Below are 18394 nucleotides of genomic sequence, written 5' to 3'. Positions count from 1 at the left end.
CGTTTAATCGTTACCGAATAAATCGCGGGTATACACTTTATCAGCGACATCCAGCAGTTCTTCAGCCATCCGATTTGAGATAATAACATCGGCCTCACTTTTGAATTTAGCCAAATCACGCTCAACCCGTGAATGGAAAAAACTCTCGTCTGCTATTACCGGTTCATAAATTATGACCGGGATACCTTTCGCTTTAATGCGCTTCATGATGCCCTGAATAGACGATGCCCTGAAATTATCCGAGCCGCTTTTCATAATCAGTCGATAGATACCGACAACTTTGGGTTTACGCGAAAGAATAGCATCAGCAATAAAATCTTTTCGTGTGCGGTTAGCATCAACGATGGCTGAAATAATATTATTAGGTACAGATTGATAGTTGGCGAGTAATTGCTTTGTGTCTTTTGGCAGACAGTATCCACCATAACCGAATGAAGGATTGTTGTAATGGTTACCAATGCGCGGGTCCAGACAAACCCCTTCGATGATCTGTCGTGCATTAAGCCCCAGGCTTTCTGCATAGCTATCAAGTTCGTTAAAATAGGCAACACGCATTGCCAGATAGGTATTTGCAAAAAGCTTAATGGCTTCAGCTTCAGTAGAATCGGTGAACAGCACCGAGATATCCTGCTTTATTGCCCCTTCCTGTAACAAGGCAGCAAAACGCTCAGCACGAGCAGACCGTTCGCCGATGACAATTCGTGATGGGTATAAGTTATCATACAGCGCCTTTCCTTCGCGCAGGAACTCAGGAGAAAAGATAATATTATCCGAGTTAAATTTCTGTCGCATAGTCTGCGTAAAACCAACGGGCACCGTTGATTTAATCACCATGAGCGCATCAGGATTTATTTCAATCACATCGCTGATAACTGATTCAACGCTGGAAGTATCAAAATAGTTTGTTTTCGGGTCGTAATCTGTCGGCGTTGCAATAATAACAAAATCTGCATTCTGGTAGGCGTCGTACTTGTCCAGCGTGGCTTTGAAATTTATATCGCTTGATTGTAGATACTGTTCAATTTCTTTATCGACTATCGGAGATATCCGATTATTTAGCATCTCGACACGTGAAGGGACAATGTCCAGAGCAATGACCTGATGATGTTGGGCGATAAGAAGACCATTTGACAGGCCAACATATCCGGTACCAGAAATGGTAATTTTCATTTCATGCTCTCAGTATTAACTTAATATTTAATCATGATGTCGTACATCCTGATAAGAGAATAATGTTTTAACGTTTTGTCGAATATTGTGTCAACGAAGGTTAAAACAATTCAGATTTTCTTGATCAGGGTACGCCAGAAATATTAAGTAAAGATTAAGCAATCAACGTAAATCAATCAGATTTAAGATAAAAAAAAGCCCGGTTAGAGAACCGGGCCAGTGACTATCAGAAGACTTATTCCATCCATTCGGTATGGAAAACACCTTCTTTATCAGTACGTTTGTAAGTATGCGCACCGAAGTAGTCACGCTGGGCCTGAATCAGGTTAGCGGGCAATACTTCTGCACGATAGCTGTCGTAATAAGCGACAGCAGCAGAGAATGTCGGAACCGGGATACCATTCTGCACGGCATAGGCTACGACATCACGCAGTGCCTGTTGGTATTCATCGGCAATATTCTTGAAGTACGGGTCGAGCAGCAGGTTCGCGATACCCGGATTTTTAGCGTAGGCATCGGTGATTTTCTGCAGGAACTGCGCACGAATAATACAGCCCGCACGGAAGATTTTTGCAATCTCGCCGTAATTCAGGTCCCAGTTGTGCTCGTCGGATGCGGCACGCAGCTGTGAGAAGCCCTGAGCATAAGAAACAATCTTACCGAGGTACAGTGCACGACGTACTTTCTCAATAAATTCGGCCTTATCACCCGCAAGCTGAGCCTTAGGTCCAGACAGGACTTTAGAGGCAGCAACACGCTGATCTTTCAGCGAAGAGATATAGCGTGCAAACACAGATTCAGTGATCAGAGACAGCGGTTCACCAAGATCCAGAGAGCTTTGGCTGGTCCATTTACCGGTACCTTTGTTTGCCGCTTCATCCAGAATGAAATCCACCAAATATTTACCATCTTCATCTTTTTTGGTGAAGATATCTTTGGTGATGTCGATCAGATAGCTGCTCAGTTCACCGTTATTCCACTCGGTAAAGGTGCTGGCCAGTTCTTCGTTGCTCAGGTTCAGACCACCTTTCAACAATGAATAGGCTTCGGCAATCAGCTGCATGTCACCGTATTCAATGCCGTTGTGCACCATCTTCACATAGTGACCTGCACCGTCGGCACCAATATACGTCACACACGGCTCACCATCTTCAGCAACCGCTGCGATTTTGGTCAGGATTGGCGCGACCAGTTCATAAGCTTCTTTCTGGCCACCCGGCATGATGGATGGGCCTTTCAGCGCACCTTCTTCACCACCAGAGACGCCAGTTCCGATAAAGTTAAAACCTTCAGCGGAGAGCTCACGGTTACGACGGATAGTGTCCTGGAAGAACGTATTACCGCCATCAATGATGATGTCACCTTTATCCAGATAAGGTTTCAGGGAGTCGATAGCTGCATCAGTGCCAGCACCCGCCTTCACCATTAACAGGATACGACGGGGTGTTTCAAGGGATTCAACAAACTCTTTTACCGTATAGTAAGGAACCAGTTTTTTCCCCGGATTCTCGGCGATAACCTCTTCCGTTTTTTCACGTGAGCGGTTGAAAACGGACACGGTGTAACCACGGCTTTCGATGTTGAGCGCCAGGTTGCGCCCCATCACAGCCATACCAACGACGCCGATTTGTTGCTTAGACATTATGTACTCCTGTCAGGTGTGAGTATCACGAGTTAATTTTCTCGCACTCTTGATGAAAGTATATTAACTCAAATGTAGCATTGTTCAGTAAACTGTCACAGCCCCATATTTACCTCAGTATGTCTCTTATATAAGAGCTACTTGCCAGGAATGAATTGGGGAATTGTTGGAGTTAACATATGTATTCAATTTTGCCATCCTGGAATATATTATTCTTTCTCGGGCGTTTTCAAGCATTCAATTTCCAGCTGGAGTATCTTCATCAACTTAGCATTTACTATGCTCGAATCAAATTTTTGTTGGGCAATTTGATAACTTGCATTTCCCATCTGGGGAATCAACTCAGGATTATATAAAAAGCAAAGCATTTTTTCAGCCAATGCTACTGGTGACCGAGGCTCAATTAAAAAACCATTAACACCATCAACAACGGTCTCCCGACACCCGGGTACGTCGCTGGTTATTACAGCACGTCCCATGGCCATCGCTTCCTGAGTACTGCGAGGAAAACCCTCACGCCATGAAGGCAAAACAAAAACACTCGCTTTAGCGAGCCAATCCTGAACATTATCCACATGACCAGGTAACTCAATGATGTTATTACTTTTTAATTCGTTGAGTCTCTCTATCGTGAGGCTACCAGGATTATGCAGATCAAGACTTCCCAGCATACAAAATTGTGTCTGTGGAAACTGATGTTTGACTATCCTTGCTGCTTCTATAAATTCGTAGACACCTTTTTCTTGTAAAAATCTGGCAACAAATATAAAAGAGACTGGATCAACTGGCGGAGGACAATACGGATAGTCCGACATATTTAAACCAATGCCGCCTAATACATGAACGTCTTTAACATAAATATTTTCATTTACTAAAAGATCTCTTTTATCATCGACATTCAATAACACTAAACTATCAATATGTTTAAAACTAATTTTGTATAACGAAACAAGTAATTTCTTTAGTAATTTTTTGCGTACAGAGACATGCCCTCCAGAATTGGTAAAAAAGAAACCAAGACCTTCAAGCATTGCATAACGCTTCTGTATTTTTGCAAACTTTGCTGCCAGTGTACCAAAAATGGCTGGCTTTGAAAAATATGAAAACACTAAATCCAAATTTAATGATTTCAGAGTTTTATATAACTTGTAAGTATTAACAACATCGGTAAATGGATTTAAACCAGTACGACTAAAAGAATAACAAACAGGAATAGCGCCAAATGATTTTACTTTTTCTTTAGTGCTATTATCATAATCAATTGCAAATGCATAGACCACATGCCCATTCTTACACAATGAATTAATCAGTTCTTTTCTGAATTGGATTAGACTTTCTGCTGTAGTACCGATTAATGCTATTTTCATAGTCAAGTTCTAAACTCTATTTCTGCATGTACTTTCAGATAATATCCTATCAGGAAATTATTTTAAGTTAGAATTTTACAAACAACACTATCCTATATGTAATAGTTATTTATTGTAATGACCTAAAAGACTGGTTTTATCAAAATAACAACGAGATAATCGTCGCAACTCACTCAGGAGGACAATAGTAATCAAATTAAAACGGGGGTAATATAAGACACAGTTTCATGATTTTAGATCTATCATGCCCTATAACCATTAGGATTTTTCTTTTGCCAGTTCCATGTATGATACATCATATCATCAATGTTAAATCTAGCTTTCCAGTTTAATATTTTCTCTGCTTTTGAAACATCAGCCCATGAAGCTGCGATGTCGCCAGGTCTCCTGGCTACAATCTCATAATTTATTTTTAGGTTACTTGCTTTTTCAAATGCTTTAATGACTTGTAAAACTGATACACCTTGTCCAGTTCCAAGATTGAATACTTCATATCCTTCAACATGATCAAGATGGCGTAATGCACTTACGTGTCCAGCGGCAAGGTCTACAACATGGATAAAATCCCGAACTCCCGTACCATCTACTGTGTCATAATCACCGCCGTAGACGAACAATTTTTCTAACTTACCAATTGCAACCTGCGAAATATACGGCACAAGATTATTTGGGATGCCATTAGGATCCTCACCAATCAAACCACTTGGATGTGCACCAGCGGGATTAAAATATCGTAACGCAATAATTTTTAATTTATTATTCGATTTTGCATAATCTGATAATATCTCCTCTAGCACCACCTTTGTCGTTCCATATGGACAAGATGCACTACCAACAGGAGAATCTTCCAGATTTGGTACTGGCGAACAATTTCCATAAACAGTTGCAGACGAGCTAAAGATAAACTTGTAAACGTTCGCTTCCTTCATCGCCTCAAGTAACGCAAGTGAACCGCTGACATTATTAATATAATACTCTAATGGTTTATCAACAGACTCGCCTACTGACTTCAGCCCCGCAAAATGAAGAACGGCCTCGATATTATAGCTCGTTAGGATTTTTTTGAGCTCATCTTTATCATTGATGTCTGCTTTGACGAATGGAATATTTTTTGCAACTAATAACTCAACGCGACGAAGCGATTCAATAGATGAATTGCTCAGATTGTCGAGCACCACAACTTCATACCCGCCCTCAATTAACTGTAAAACAGTATGTGAGCCAATATAACCTGTACCACCAGTCACGAGTAGAGTCATGCCATTTCCATAAGATGAATTTATTTTATTCTAACTGCAAATCTATTTGTTTAAATATGTACGTGTTCTTGTCAACTATTGTCAGAATAAACGAACCTACTTCAACACAATTACCTGCATGTTTTTTAAACACGCTACCGCCCTAGGCTCAACAGCTACCAATGCACTGCACACTTAAATTTTGGAGATCCTGAACAGCAGGATCTCCTCAATATTGTCGTATTAATTGTAGAAAGAAACAAGGAAAAAAGATGCGGTTAAACACCAATCGATACTTGTTGTTACTCATAAAAAAGCCAAGAGAAGCATCAACCAGCTAAGATATCACCCAGAATCTTCCATGCTTATTAAAACAACTAAACCTAATTAATATCGACCAAGACAGCTAAACACCAAGCAATTTCTCGATGCTCTTACGGAACTTCGGTCCCTCTTTCAGGTTACGCAGCCCGTACTTCACAAATGCCTGCATATAACCCATTTTTTTACCGCAGTCGTAACTGTCGCCCGTCATCAACATGGCATCAACAGACTGTTTTTTCGCCATCTCAGCAATGGCATCCGTAAGCTGGATACGTCCCCATGCGCCAGGTTGCGTGCGCTCAATTTCCGCCCAAATATCAGCAGAAAGCACATAGCGCCCTACGGCCATCAGGTCCGAATCAAGGGTTTGCGGCTGGTCGGGTTTTTCAATGAATTCAACGATGCGGCTGACCTTACCTTCGTTGTCTAAAGGCTCTTTGGTCTGAATAACGGAATACTCGGAAAGATCGCCAGCCATACGTTTTGCCAGCACCTGGCTACGCCCGGTCTCATTAAAGCGAGCCACCATTGCGGCCAGGTTGTAACGCAGTGGATCCGCGCTCGCCGTGTCAAGAATGACGTCAGGTAACACCACCACGAAAGGGTTGTCCCCGATTATCGGGCGAGCACAAAGAATAGAGTGGCCCAGACCAAGTAATTGCGCCTGACGGACGTTCATGATAGTCACACCTGGAGGGCAGATGGACTGCACTTCGGCCAGTAGCTGGCGCTTAACACGCTGTTCAAGCAGCGATTCAAGTTCATAAGAGGTGTCGAAGTGGTTCTCAACCGCGTTCTTAGACGCATGTGTTACCAGAACGATTTCTTTGATACCTGCAGCTACAATCTCGTCGACAATGTATTGAATCATCGGCTTATCAACGATCGGTAGCATCTCTTTTGGGATGGCCTTCGTGGCAGGCAACATGTGCATCCCGAGGCCCGCTACCGGAATAACTGCTTTTAAATTAATCATTAAGTCATTCACCTATTCAATAATTGCTGAATTATAGCTTTTTAGCTTGTTTTAGCCAGTATGAATTACATCACTCTGTTGGGACGCATGTTACGCCGCTTGCCGGCAGAATGCAGTAATCATATTCTTAGCCGGGTAGGTTTTTAGCCAGGAATGGTCGTAAAATTACCGGCCCGGTAGTCGAAAATTCACTGCCGCAACATTCACGACCTGCTGGTTTACGCTGTCAATATCAACTGAGCTTTGTCCTGCTTCATTAACGGCATGAACGTTGGCCAGCGAAAGCAAGGTACCCTGTTTGGCCATAAACTTACCGCGGACATCTTTGCGCAGATCAAAGTGCATCTTTAGCGCTGGTCCTGTAGTGGATTGCTGCATCACCTTGATATTTCGCAAGAAAAGATGCTGAGGTTTGTTGTGCAGCTCCAGCGTCGCGTGCTTCATCTCAACGTTGGTAATGGCCACAAATGAAGTTGCATTCCCTGAGGAAATCTGAATACCCCGTAATTTATAATCGAGATGTGTGTTATCCAGTTGAATATTATTTAACTTAAAGTTTTGTGGGATGGACAAATATCGTCCTTTGATCACACCGTAACCAATCAGCATCCCTGCGCTATTTTTCATATTGATATTATCGATAACGAAATTATCACATCCATAAATAGCGACTGTAGCATTATCGATACCCGCTTTCTTGCTGAAATCCGGGGTGATATTTTGCGCGGTAATATTACGAATGATAAAATGTTTGCCGTTCTCAACATGGACTAACTGCCGACAATCCGAGCCCGTTATATTTGCTACCACAAATCTTTTCACCGCCAGTTCGTCTGGATAGGTGTTGTCGTACGTACTACCTGCCAGCCCAATACCGATACCCCAGTTAACATTGCCGTTCGTACAATTAATACGCTCTATAACATGGTCTGAAATCACGATGTCACTGTCGTTTATCGCCACATTCCACTCGATGGCGTCACCCTGTAAATCACTAAAACGACAGTTGGTTATCCGTACGCCATCCATCTGGTTATGAAACCCCTGACGCAAGATCCCATAATTCGCATGAGTGACGGTAATGTCATCAATGGTGAGGTTACGCATCGCTCGCGGCGTTTTCCCCCCGATATAAATTTGCGCCACCGGGGCGAAACCGCTCATAGCTATGCCTTTTATCACACAGTCGGAGCCCCGAACATCAAGGGTAATATTTCGCAAGCGCCCCCCCTGCCCCCCTGTCACGCTACAGCCATCCTGCAGAATAAATCGCCCACGACTGCTGCTACTGACCCCGCCTTGCAGATGCAACGTTTTACCTGGCGGGATCTCGATTGCGGTATTGATATTCTTGCACTCCAGACCAGCAGGCACGACGACGGTTTGCGCGTCTATAAATGCCTGTCGGAAGGAAACCACCCAATCCTCGGGATTGTAATCCTGAATGTTGACGCTACCCGATGATTTAAGCGCCCGGGCAACGGGAGAATGGAGAACGACAAGCGCAGAACCTGCCGTCAGAAAAGTACGTCGGGAGAGTTTTTTCTCTGGCATACAACCTCGATTTACATCGTTTGCAGCAGGCTGGCTAGCTGTTTATTGATCGCCTGCTGGTTAAACTCAGCGGCTATTTTTTCGCGGGCGCACGCCACCACCGGCTTCACTTGCTCACAGTCGAGCATACTGACCGTCGCTAATCGCTCCGCGAGGGCCTGAGCATCATTTTCTGGTGCCAGCCAGCCTGACTTTCCAGAGTCCACCAGCTCAGGGATCCCACTGTGCACGGTAGAAACGACCGGTATCCCTACGGCCATGGCTTCCATCAACGCCACAGGGATCCCTTCCATGTCACCATCAATTCCCGTGACAGAAGGCAACAGGAAGACATCCGCCTGCTCAAGCATCGCCTTAACCTGATGGCTGGGTTTAAATCCTGACATTTCAATCACGTCATCCAGTTGATATTGCTCGATAAGCGTACGTAACCGACGCTCCCAAGGGCCAATTCCCAGAATGCGATAACGAAATGAGATACCTCGCGCCTTCAACTGGCGGCACGCGTCAATAGCGACATGCAGCCCTTTTTTCTCGGTTAACCGTGCAACGGAGAGAATTTCCAGCGGCGTGCCCGGCGCTTTCACCTCACGGGGTGTAAAACGCGTCATATCAATCCCCATACGCGATACCGCTATTTTATGCGGTGGACATCCCATATTCCGCAAACGTCCGGCCCAGAGATTGCTAATGGGCAACATCAAATCACCGCGCTGAAACAGCTTCTGATATTCGGGGGTATAGCGGGCAAGGATGTCACGATGTGAAACATCAATACCATGGAAGACAGTGGCTATTTTGCCGCGGATCACGTCGAGTTCACGTAGTTTGGCCGCCGTTACCCCTGCGGGTCCAAAGTGCGCAATAAAGACATCGGCCTGGAATGCTCGCGGGGTAAGCGCACAGATGGACGCTAAAATCAGATTACGCGCCTCATCGCCATAGCGTGGGACATTGAGCGCTTTCCAGGTCGCTGTCCGGGTAATGCCCTGTAACATCGTCGTGGTGCGATATTTCAGCTTTGCCAACCTGCCAGCCGGTTCTTTCAATAACCATCGTGTTTTTTCGCCCAGGCGGTAGTCCACATAGGAAGCATGGGTGTTATCAAGATCGCCCTGATATAACGCGATAATTTCAACATCATGCCCCATATCGATAAACGCGGTGATCTGATTCAGCACAAAGGTTTCAGAGGACAGCGGAAATTTAAGCAGGAAAAAGCTGACTTTCATTTCTCCTCCTGAATACGCGTTAATACCGATTGCACCATACGCCTACCGTGTTCACGTTCACGCTTAACGGCCTCCGCCACTCTGACGTTAAGTTCAACCAACTGTCCCAGGGTATTGGCAACCTTGCCTTCAAGGCTACCGTCCAGCAGATGGCGGATATCAACCGCCATTTCCGCTAACCCCAGTTGCTGCATAATTCCTGCCGATTTGTGTTCATAATTAATGGCTATCGCCGGCGTCATAAAGTTCATCGAGATGATGGCAGAGTGCAGGCGTGTGCCCACCGTCAGGTCACATGCGCCCAATATTTTTCCCATTTCGAGATCGTTTAGTTCATCCATGACCACGTGATAACGGGCCGGATCGTTAACGTACTGACGCAGGTTCAGTGCAACCATGCGATCATCTTTGTTGTAACTATCAATACCGGTACAGGTTGAGAGCGCTATCACCTGGTAACCTTCATCAAGGATCCGATTAACCACGCCGGCAAAGGCTCGCTCATAGAGCTGTTGTGTGGTCCCAAGACGCTCATCAAACGGCGCCAGTTCACGTAGTGTAATGGCGACTGTCTTCTGCTTTGCTGCCGTTTGTAGCCAGTGCTGTACGGCATAACCCGGCTCAAAGTCATCGTGATGGTTGTCGACCAGCCAGGCGGTATCCACACCCGACTCGACCTTCTCTGTCGTTATTTCACTGCGTTTCATCAGTTCCAGACTGACCGACTCTCGTAAAATTAACGCATTGCAGTGCCCAAAAGCGTAGTTCGCCAGCTGATTGAACTGTTCATCCTGAAATGGCCCGACGCTGTGACCAATCATGTACAGCGGTTTTTTAGCCATAAACGAACACAAGGCATGTTCAAACTGCGGCACGCCATACAGATCGACAAAAAACGATCCGCCAACCTGGATAATGGCGTCATAACGCGACAACAGGCGGACAAAGTCAGTAAATCCCTGAGCAATAGCGATATTGCGCAGATTTCCGGAATCGGTGACGCGCGAGAGCAGCACCTGATGCTGATAGCGACGACGCAGCACTTTCTTTACACGGCCCATGACGCCTGCAGCACTGTTATGCTGCTTCATTTGTGAATACAGTGGATCGCCCATCACCGGTCGGTTTAGTAACCAGGAGGAACTCACCGGGTAGCGGCTCATCACATCCACTTCCGTCTCTGGCTGGATCGTATTAATGGCATCCAGCAAACCGCGCAAAATGGCGCTGTCCCCGCGATTCCCGCAGGTGTGGTTGCCCAGAATCAGTAACTTCATCATGACCTCTTAAAATCAGTGCGGATGACGGTTTCGCCGTCCCCGGACGACAACACATGCAATTCACCCTGCACGGAGCAAGGCTTTCATTTTTTCACCACGGCAGAACTGGCGTTTGATTTCCACCACCAGCGGATCACGTGACAGCACAATCATCACGACAAACGCCAGCGCGCCAGCGGCTATCTGCAGGCTCAGCAACACACTTAACGGCAACTTGTTTTGCAATGTCATTCCCAGCGCGTAGCTCACCACCAGCGTGGGTAGGGAGAGCCAGAACGGTAGCCACAGGCTGAGCATGTACTGCCGATAGCTCGGTCCCAGTACCGGTTTGATCATCACGAAATAGCTCAGGATGGTGTTTATAATCTGTACCAGTAAAAAACCCAGCGTGACGCCAATCACACCCGCCATATTTCCGCCAACCAGGATGGCGGGGATAAACAAAAAGGTTTTGAAAATGTTGAATTTGAAACTGATATCAACCCGTGCTTTGGCCATCAGCAGAGAGCCTATCGGATTTCCGACTGAGCGCAGCAGACCTACAACACACAGCAGTTGCAGCACCGGAACAATACTGTTCCACTTTTCACCAAACACCAGCGGTACAACGTTATTCGATACCACCATCAGTCCCAGTAGGGCCGGGAAATTGATAATGCCAACAACAGATAGCAACTTGTAAAAATTGACCCGTAGTTTTTCGGTATCGTCCTGAATTTTGGCAAACGCAGGAAACAGTACTCGGGTAATTATCGGATTCAGTTTGATGGGCGGTACAACTGCCACGTTCCAGGCAAGATTGAAGCCTCCCGCCACGCCAGCCCCCAGGGTTCTGGCCAGCACCAGCGTTGAAAGGTTGGTGTTCACGTAATTGATAATGCTGTCCGCCGTCAGCCACGCCCCAAAGCGCAGATTTTGCGACACGGATGAAAGTGAAAAACACAGCCCTGGTCGATATATTTTGCGGCCAAAATAGCCAAACAACAGCGTGCGTAGCGTACTGTTCACCAGATACCCAACAATGGCCGTCATGGCGATCGGCCAAAAATGCGCGCTAACCACGGTAAAAGTAAAACCGGCCAGTACTGAACTGGTTTCAATCATGCCAATTTTGTTGAACGCCAGTTCTTTTTGCATCAGCGCACGGAACTGCTGCCCATGCGGGATCACCACAAACGCCAGCGCTAAGGCTTTAATCAGTGGTGCCAGCCCAGGGTTATTAAGCACATCGGCAATGGTTTCGCTGAGCGAAAACATAGCAATACAGACGACTATCCCCAGCCCAACGTTTAACCAATACAAGGTGGTTAGTTCAAGATAACCTATCTCTTTGCGCTGAATAATCGAGTTGGCGATTCCAAAATCAGACAGCGTGTCGGCCAGCGCGATAATCACCAGCGACACCGTTAATAACCCGAACTGATGATTATCAATAATCCGCGCCAGAACCGTCATCTGGATGAGCCCCAGACCGATGATGATTACCGTAGCAATGGCTGACCATTTGGCACCGTTGAGGGTTTTTTCTCGTAAACTCATCTTAATATGCCGCTTTATTGACGAAGCCTTTAAACACAGTCAGAAAAACGATTTTGATATCGAACCACACGCTCCATTCGCGAATGTATTCGAGGTCAAACTCTACCCGTTTTTCCATTTTTTCCAGCGTATCGGTTTCACCACGCCAGCCGTTGATTTGCGCCCAGCCGGTAATGCCTGGCTTCACCTTATGGCGCAACATGTACCCTTCTATCAGCTGACGATACTGTTCGTTATGCGCCACCGCATGTGGACGCGGCCCGACAATAGACATCCCTCCTGTCAGCACATTGATAAACTGTGGTAATTCATCCAGAGACGTCCGCCGTAGGAAATTACCCACGCGGGTCACACGCGGATCGTTCTGGGTGGCCTGGGTAACCACCGCATCGTTTTCCATCACCTTCATGGAACGAAACTTCCAGACTTTGATCGGTTTCCCGTCCATCCCGTAGCGGGTCTGACGAAAAATTACCGGCCCCTTTGAGGTCAGCTTCACCATCAGCGCAATGGCGCATAGCACAGGAGAAATAAGCAGCAGGATTAACGATGCCAGGACGATATCCTCCGCGCGCTTCAGCAGACGATTAATGCCTGAAAGCGGTGTGTCATACAGCGGTACCACCGGAACGCCGTTCATCTCTTCAATCCGCGAGTGCAGAATATTGAAGGTAAAGACATCAGGGATCAGGAGCACCGAACAGGTGGTATCAGCCAGTTCGCGTACCAGTTTTTTTACGCGCGCCCCATCGCTCATCGACATAGCGATATAGACGTTATGAATACGCGAAGCTTTGGCATCATCCACCAGCTGCTGCAGATTTCCCGCCCAATCCCGGGCGTTTTTCCCCGGTATGGGGTCGTGATAAACACCCGCGACCTCAAATCCTAACCACGGCTCATGGCGAAAGCTGTCCAGCAGCATCTGTCCAGCAGGAAGGTTCCCTGCTACCGCTACCCGTCGCGTGTTATAACCACGATTTCGCAACCATCCCGCCCCGTAGCGAATAAACGCACGACACAGCACCAGACCAATACTTGACAGCAGATACCATGCCAGCCAGAGCGCAAACCGATTATCAAAATCGTTATTAAAGGCAATCAGACCCGCGCAAAAAATCAGACTCAGCGTCCAGTTTTGCAGCAGCAGCACCAACTCAGTTGAAATTTTCACCCCGCGCCAGGAGCGGTAAAAATCCGTTATCCCGCCCAGCATTTGAAAAACGACCAGCGTGATTAACGCTACCAGCAGGTGCATATACAGGAAAGGCAAACCGCTCAGTTCGCAGACTATCCATAATCCACCAAACATGATGGTGATATCTGAAAAGCGTTGCACCATCGATATTAACGACGCATTGGTTTTGGCTCGTTCGCGCTTTTTTAGATGTGTCATCGTGGTTCCTGTTAGTCACCACTTGCCCTTATCGGGCAAGGGAAATACCAGCATTACTGATTTAGCAATGCCAGGAGAGTGCGCGTTCGCGCTTCCATCAGCGGAATGTCTCCGCGCGATTCCACGTTCAGACGCACTACCGGTTCGGTATTAGAGGAACGCAAATTAAAGCGCCAGTCGACAAACGACATGCTGATGCCGTCCGTTCTGTCCACCGCCAGCGCCTCACGCGAAAAGTACTGTTCTACGCGTGCAATCGCCGCCGCAGGTTCTGCCAACATGCTGTTAATTTCCCCACTCGCCGGGTACGCCGCCATTCTGTCCCGCACCAGTTCGCCCAAAGATAGTCCTTTCAGACAAACCAGTTCCGCAACCAGCAACCACGGGATCATCCCGCTGTCGCAGTATGCAAAATCACGAAAATAGTGATGGGCACTCATTTCGCCACCGTAGATTGCATCTTCAAGACGCATGCGCTCTTTGATAAATGCATGTCCTGTTTTAGACATCACTGGCGTACCGCCCGCAGCAACCACTCTGTCCACCGTGTTCCAGGACAAACGTGGATCGTGAATGATTTTCGCTCCTGGATGTTTCTCCAGAAACGCTTCTGCCAACAGACCAACGATGTAGTACCCCTCAATAAACCGCCCCTTTTCATCAAACAGGAAGCAGCGGTCAAAATCTCCATCGAAAGCAATCCCCATATCAGCACCGTGCTCAAGTACCGCATTACATGTATCCGCGCGGCACTCCGGCAGAAGAGGATTAGGGATACCATTAGGAAAATTGCCATCCGGGGTGTTGTGAATTTTGATAAACTCGACCGGCACCCCCATCAACCTGAAGCGTGCTTCGATGGCATCCACTACCGGGCCTGCTGCACCATTACCGGAATTCAACACCAACTTCATTGGCTTAAGATTGCTGGTGTTGATGTACCCCAACAGGTGGTTGATATAGGCATCACGCAGATTGAGAAGGGTAAAACTGCCACGATTTGCCTGATTGACGGGCGGGAATTCATTCGCTTCTGCCAGGCGTTGCACGTCACGTAGGCCGCTATCACCACTGATCGGCCGCGCACCTTCACGTACCAATTTCATGCCGTTGTAATCCATTGGATTATGGCTGGCGGTCACTTCAATACCGCCGTCAACACCAAGATGAAATGTGGCAAAATAAATCTCTTCGGTGCCTGACATACCAATATCCAGCACATCCACACCTGCATCCTGCAATCCTTTTGCCAGCGCCAGCTTGAGCGACTCACTGCTCAGACGCACATCACCGCCCAGTACCACCGTTTTCGGTTTCAGCAATTCACCGAAGGCACGGCCAATTCGCCATGCGATATTCTCATTCAGTTCTTCGCCCAACCTGCCGCGAATATCGTAGGCTTTGAAACAGGTTAATTCCGTCATGATTTACCCTTCTTCAGGCAACAGTTAGCCCTGACCCTATAAATGGCCAAAAATAGTGTTGTCGTAATTTGCCGGATGACGTAGCGCTTTCCCGGCGGAGTTAATAACCGTTAGACCCGCCCGTAACGATCTTCAAAACGCACTACATCATCTTCTTCAAGATAAGAACCAGAGCGTACTTCAATCAGATCGAGCGGAATTTTCCCGGGATTCTCCAGGCAATGGGTTGCTCCCAACGGAATATAGACTGACTCATTTTCCGCGAGCAGTTTGATATCATCATTGATTGTGACTTTCGCCGTTCCTGCCACTACAACCCAGTGTTCGGCGCGGTGCAAGTGCATCTGCATCGATAATCCCTCGCCAGGCTTAACGGTAATACGCTTAACCTGATAACGATCGCCTGCGTCAATAGAGTCGTATTTGCCCCACGGACGATAGACTTCACGGTGGTTATGATGCTCATGCCGGCCATCAGCCTTAATTCTCTCCACCACTTTCTTCACATCCTGTACCGCGTTGCGATCGGCAATCAGCACTGCATCTTTGGTCTGCACCACTACCAGGTCCTTCACGCCAACGGTAGTCACCAGGCCAGATTCCGCATATACATAGCTGTTTTCTGTTTCGTGGCTAATCACGTCACCGTGATGCACATTGCCTTCAGCAGTATGCGCACTGATTTCCCACAGTGATGACCACGAACCTACATCGTTCCAGCCAGCATTCATCGGCATAACTACCGCGTCTGCAGTACGCTCCATTACCGCATAGTCCACAGACTCTTCCGGACAGGCTAGAAAGGCCTCTTCACCTACACGAATAAAATCGAGATCGGGATCAACCAAGTTCATAGCTTTCTTGCAAGCTTCCAGAATATCGGGCCGGAATTTATTCAGCTCTTCCAGGTAGCGGCTAGCGCGGAACAGAAACATACCGCTGTTCCAGTAATAGTCACCGCTTGCGACATAAGCCTGAGCGGTTTCCAGGTTCGGTTTTTCAACAAACTGCGCAACATCAAAAGCAACCGCATCGGTATTGGCGGGGGAAATATCTCCACGTCGAATATAACCATAGCCAGTTTCAGCCTGATCCGGCACGATACCAAATGTGACCAGCTTTCCCGACTCGGCATAGGGCATAGCATTGAGAACCGCCTTGCGGAACGCCTCTTCATCAGCAATCATGTGATCCGCTGCCAGCACCAGCAGCAGCGGATCGCCCTGCGGGTTATGGCGTGTTGCCGCCAATGCAGCCAATGCAATAGCCGGAGCCGTATTGCGCCCAGCGGGTTCGAGGATAATATTATCGGTTAACTTGTGCAGTTGCCGTAGTTGTTCCGCCACAATGAAACGGTGTTGCTCATTGCAGATAACGACCGGGCTTTCACACTCCACACCCTTTAGACGGCAAATTGTCGTCTGTAACATCGTGAGGTCGCCCTTAAGACACAGGAACTGCTTTGGATACAACACACGGGACAATGGCCATAAACGACTACCCGAGCCACCAGCCATCACAACCGGAAAGAGTTTGGACTGACTCATCTTTTATCCCCGTATATCTGCAATAAATTGACCAAGCACGTTTTCTTTATCCAGCGTGCGTTCGGCATAGTGACGAGCCACTATGTTGACTTTCGGCATCAATAACGTCTGTTCAATACCACTTACAAGTGCGTTCACCGATTCCGGCTCCACGCAAACAGCAATACCAGGAAAGGTGTCACATAGCTGGCCCAGTTCGGTATCAGGCTCAGCGGTAATCACTGCATTACCACCAACAGCCAGGATATTGGTCAGTTTGGAGGGAAGAACGGCATCTGCTGCACCACGCTTTTGTACGACTAAATGGCAGTCCCCCATCTTCAGTAGCGCAGGTAGCACCTCATAGCGTTGCAACGGGAGAAATGTCACGTTACTCAGGCTCCGCCCGCTGACCATGTTTTCCAGCCTCGCTTTACCGCCTCCTTGCCCAACGATCACAAAATGCCATGGCTGATTACTGAGCCAGGCTGCCGCATCTATCACACTATCAAGTCCCTGCTTTTCACCGATGTTGCCTGAGTACAGAATAATTTTTTTATCCTTAGGTAACCCCAGTTCATGGCGCAGCGCCCAAGCTTCAGCGTCAGTTACATCACGAAAACGAGCCACTTCCGACCAATTTGGAAAGAAAATAACTTTCTCTGCTGACACGCCTTTATCCAGAGCTTTGTGCATCATTGAGCGAGAGATCGTTGAAACAAGATCCATGCGCTGCAGACCATTGCGTTCGAAGACGCTAGCCAACTTTGCCACTGTTCCGAATTTACCTTTCCCAGCCATCCCAAGGCCAAGCATGGCGTCAACTTCATAATCCTGAATGTGCAACAGCGTACGCGCGCCAGACAGCTTCGCCAGCAGGCGCATACCAGGTGTACAGAACAGTGTCGGCACAACGCCAATTATGCGATCCGGCTTCCAGCGACGCTGTGCCATCAGAGGGAAAAAGCTGGTCAGGGCAAAACTGCCTAAATGCAGCAGACGTTTGATCGTTGACGGTTGTTTCGGCACATATAGCGGACAGCGCCAGACGATCGCATCCCCCTCTTCACGGCGATAACGCCATGATGAATAGCAGTCATTGACTTTCCACTGGGGATAATAAGGCGGCGCGGTAATCACCCTAACGTCATGCCCCTGACGCGCCATCCATTCCACCATTTCACCGGTGTACTTGCCGATGCCTGTAAGCTCAGGAGAATAATTAATGCCATACACCAGGATCTTCATAAACCAGGCACCTCAGCCTGACGTTCCGACATAAAGTATGCCCGACTGTTTTCATGCACGTTGTCAGTCGCTAACAGCGACTGCGGCATCATCCAACGCCAGGTCTCGTGCTGCTCTCCGGGAAGTTGTAACTCTTTTTCCAACACCCTCAGACGAAAACCCAGCACGATGTAATGTGTCGAAAAATCCTGACCAGAAAAGTTATCGTCATAGAAGTGCTGCCAGACACCATAAAACTCAGCGGAGGACAGCGGTAAACGCACCCCCAACTCGGCTGTAGTTAACCGCTCAAAGGCCGTATGTAGCGACTCATCTTTTCGCACCCTACCGCCAGGTACAAACCAGTAGCCCTGTGCCGGTCGGTTAAGGCGTTTACCGAGCAAAAATTCCCCCTGAGCATTCTCCACAATCAAATCGATAGAAATCAGCGGAGTAGAACGTACAACGCCGGCAAACTCCTCATGACGTAAAAACATCG

Annotated in this window: 14 protein-coding genes; all 14 read right to left on the bottom strand. The window is 47.5% G+C overall.

Features of this window, described 5'->3' with window-relative positions; genetic code table 11:
• Positions 1-3 precede the first annotated feature (3 nt).
• Positions 4-1170, bottom strand: a complete 1167-nt coding sequence (gene ugd / locus FDX19_RS07690) for a UDP-glucose 6-dehydrogenase (protein WP_137382265.1) — start codon at positions 1168-1170, stop codon at positions 4-6.
• 235 nt (positions 1171-1405) lie between these two features.
• The gene (gndA, locus tag FDX19_RS07685) at positions 1406-2812 is read right to left on the bottom strand and encodes an NADP-dependent phosphogluconate dehydrogenase (RefSeq protein WP_040231903.1); all 1407 of its coding nucleotides are present in this window, start codon (positions 2810-2812) and stop codon (positions 1406-1408) included.
• Between the two features lie 209 nt (positions 2813-3021).
• Positions 3022-4179, bottom strand: coding sequence for a glycosyltransferase family 4 protein (locus FDX19_RS07680; RefSeq protein ID WP_048212025.1), 1158 nt, complete (start codon positions 4177-4179; stop codon positions 3022-3024).
• A gap of 242 nt (positions 4180-4421) precedes the next feature.
• Positions 4422-5438 carry a UDP-glucose 4-epimerase GalE gene (galE, locus tag FDX19_RS07675; protein WP_137382264.1) on the bottom strand — a complete coding sequence of 339 codons (1017 nt, stop codon included), beginning with the start codon at positions 5436-5438 and terminating at the stop codon, positions 4422-4424.
• A 385-nt stretch (positions 5439-5823) separates the two neighbouring features.
• Positions 5824-6717 carry a GalU regulator GalF gene (gene galF / locus FDX19_RS07670; protein ID WP_137382263.1) on the bottom strand — a complete coding sequence of 298 codons (894 nt, stop codon included), beginning with the start codon at positions 6715-6717 and terminating at the stop codon, positions 5824-5826.
• Between the two features lie 165 nt (positions 6718-6882).
• Positions 6883-8271, bottom strand: a complete 1389-nt coding sequence (gene wcaM, locus FDX19_RS07665; protein WP_137382262.1) for a colanic acid biosynthesis protein WcaM — start codon at positions 8269-8271, stop codon at positions 6883-6885.
• Positions 8272-8282: 11 nt separating this feature from the next.
• A complete protein-coding gene (gene wcaL, locus FDX19_RS07660) occupies positions 8283-9503 on the bottom strand; it encodes a colanic acid biosynthesis glycosyltransferase WcaL (protein WP_137382261.1) in 1221 nt (406 codons plus the stop codon).
• Entirely contained in the window at positions 9500-10780 is a 1281-nt protein-coding gene (wcaK, locus tag FDX19_RS07655; protein WP_137382276.1) for a colanic acid biosynthesis pyruvyl transferase WcaK, read from the bottom strand. The genes wcaL and wcaK overlap by 4 nt, the downstream gene beginning before the upstream one ends.
• A 63-nt stretch (positions 10781-10843) precedes the next feature.
• A complete protein-coding gene (gene wzxC / locus FDX19_RS07650) occupies positions 10844-12322 on the bottom strand; it encodes a colanic acid undecaprenyl disphosphate flippase WzxC (protein ID WP_137382260.1) in 1479 nt (492 codons plus the stop codon).
• A 1-nt stretch (position 12323) separates the two neighbouring features.
• Entirely contained in the window at positions 12324-13718 is a 1395-nt protein-coding gene (wcaJ, locus tag FDX19_RS07645; protein WP_137382259.1) for an undecaprenyl-phosphate glucose phosphotransferase, read from the bottom strand.
• Positions 13719-13771: 53 nt separating this feature from the next.
• On the bottom strand, positions 13772-15142 hold the full coding sequence (gene cpsG / locus FDX19_RS07640; RefSeq protein WP_137382258.1) for a colanic acid biosynthesis phosphomannomutase CpsG: 1371 nt from the start codon (positions 15140-15142) through the stop codon (positions 13772-13774).
• A 110-nt stretch (positions 15143-15252) separates the two neighbouring features.
• Complete coding sequence (gene cpsB, locus FDX19_RS07635; protein WP_137382257.1) at positions 15253-16689, bottom strand: mannose-1-phosphate guanyltransferase; 1437 nt, start codon at positions 16687-16689, stop codon at positions 15253-15255.
• Positions 16690-16692: 3 nt separating this feature from the next.
• Positions 16693-17916, bottom strand: coding sequence for a colanic acid biosynthesis fucosyltransferase WcaI (wcaI, locus tag FDX19_RS07630; protein WP_137382256.1), 1224 nt, complete (start codon positions 17914-17916; stop codon positions 16693-16695).
• Positions 17913-18392 carry a GDP-mannose mannosyl hydrolase gene (locus FDX19_RS07625; RefSeq protein ID WP_048212036.1) on the bottom strand — a complete coding sequence of 160 codons (480 nt, stop codon included), beginning with the start codon at positions 18390-18392 and terminating at the stop codon, positions 17913-17915. The genes wcaI and FDX19_RS07625 overlap by 4 nt, the downstream gene beginning before the upstream one ends.
• Between the last annotated feature and the right edge of the window lie 2 nt (positions 18393-18394).

Source organism: Citrobacter sp. wls619, from assembly GCF_005281345.1.
Taxonomy (GTDB): domain Bacteria; phylum Pseudomonadota; class Gammaproteobacteria; order Enterobacterales; family Enterobacteriaceae; genus Citrobacter.
Note: the sequence above shows the minus strand (reverse complement) of the source record. Positions and strands in the feature narration are given on the sequence as shown.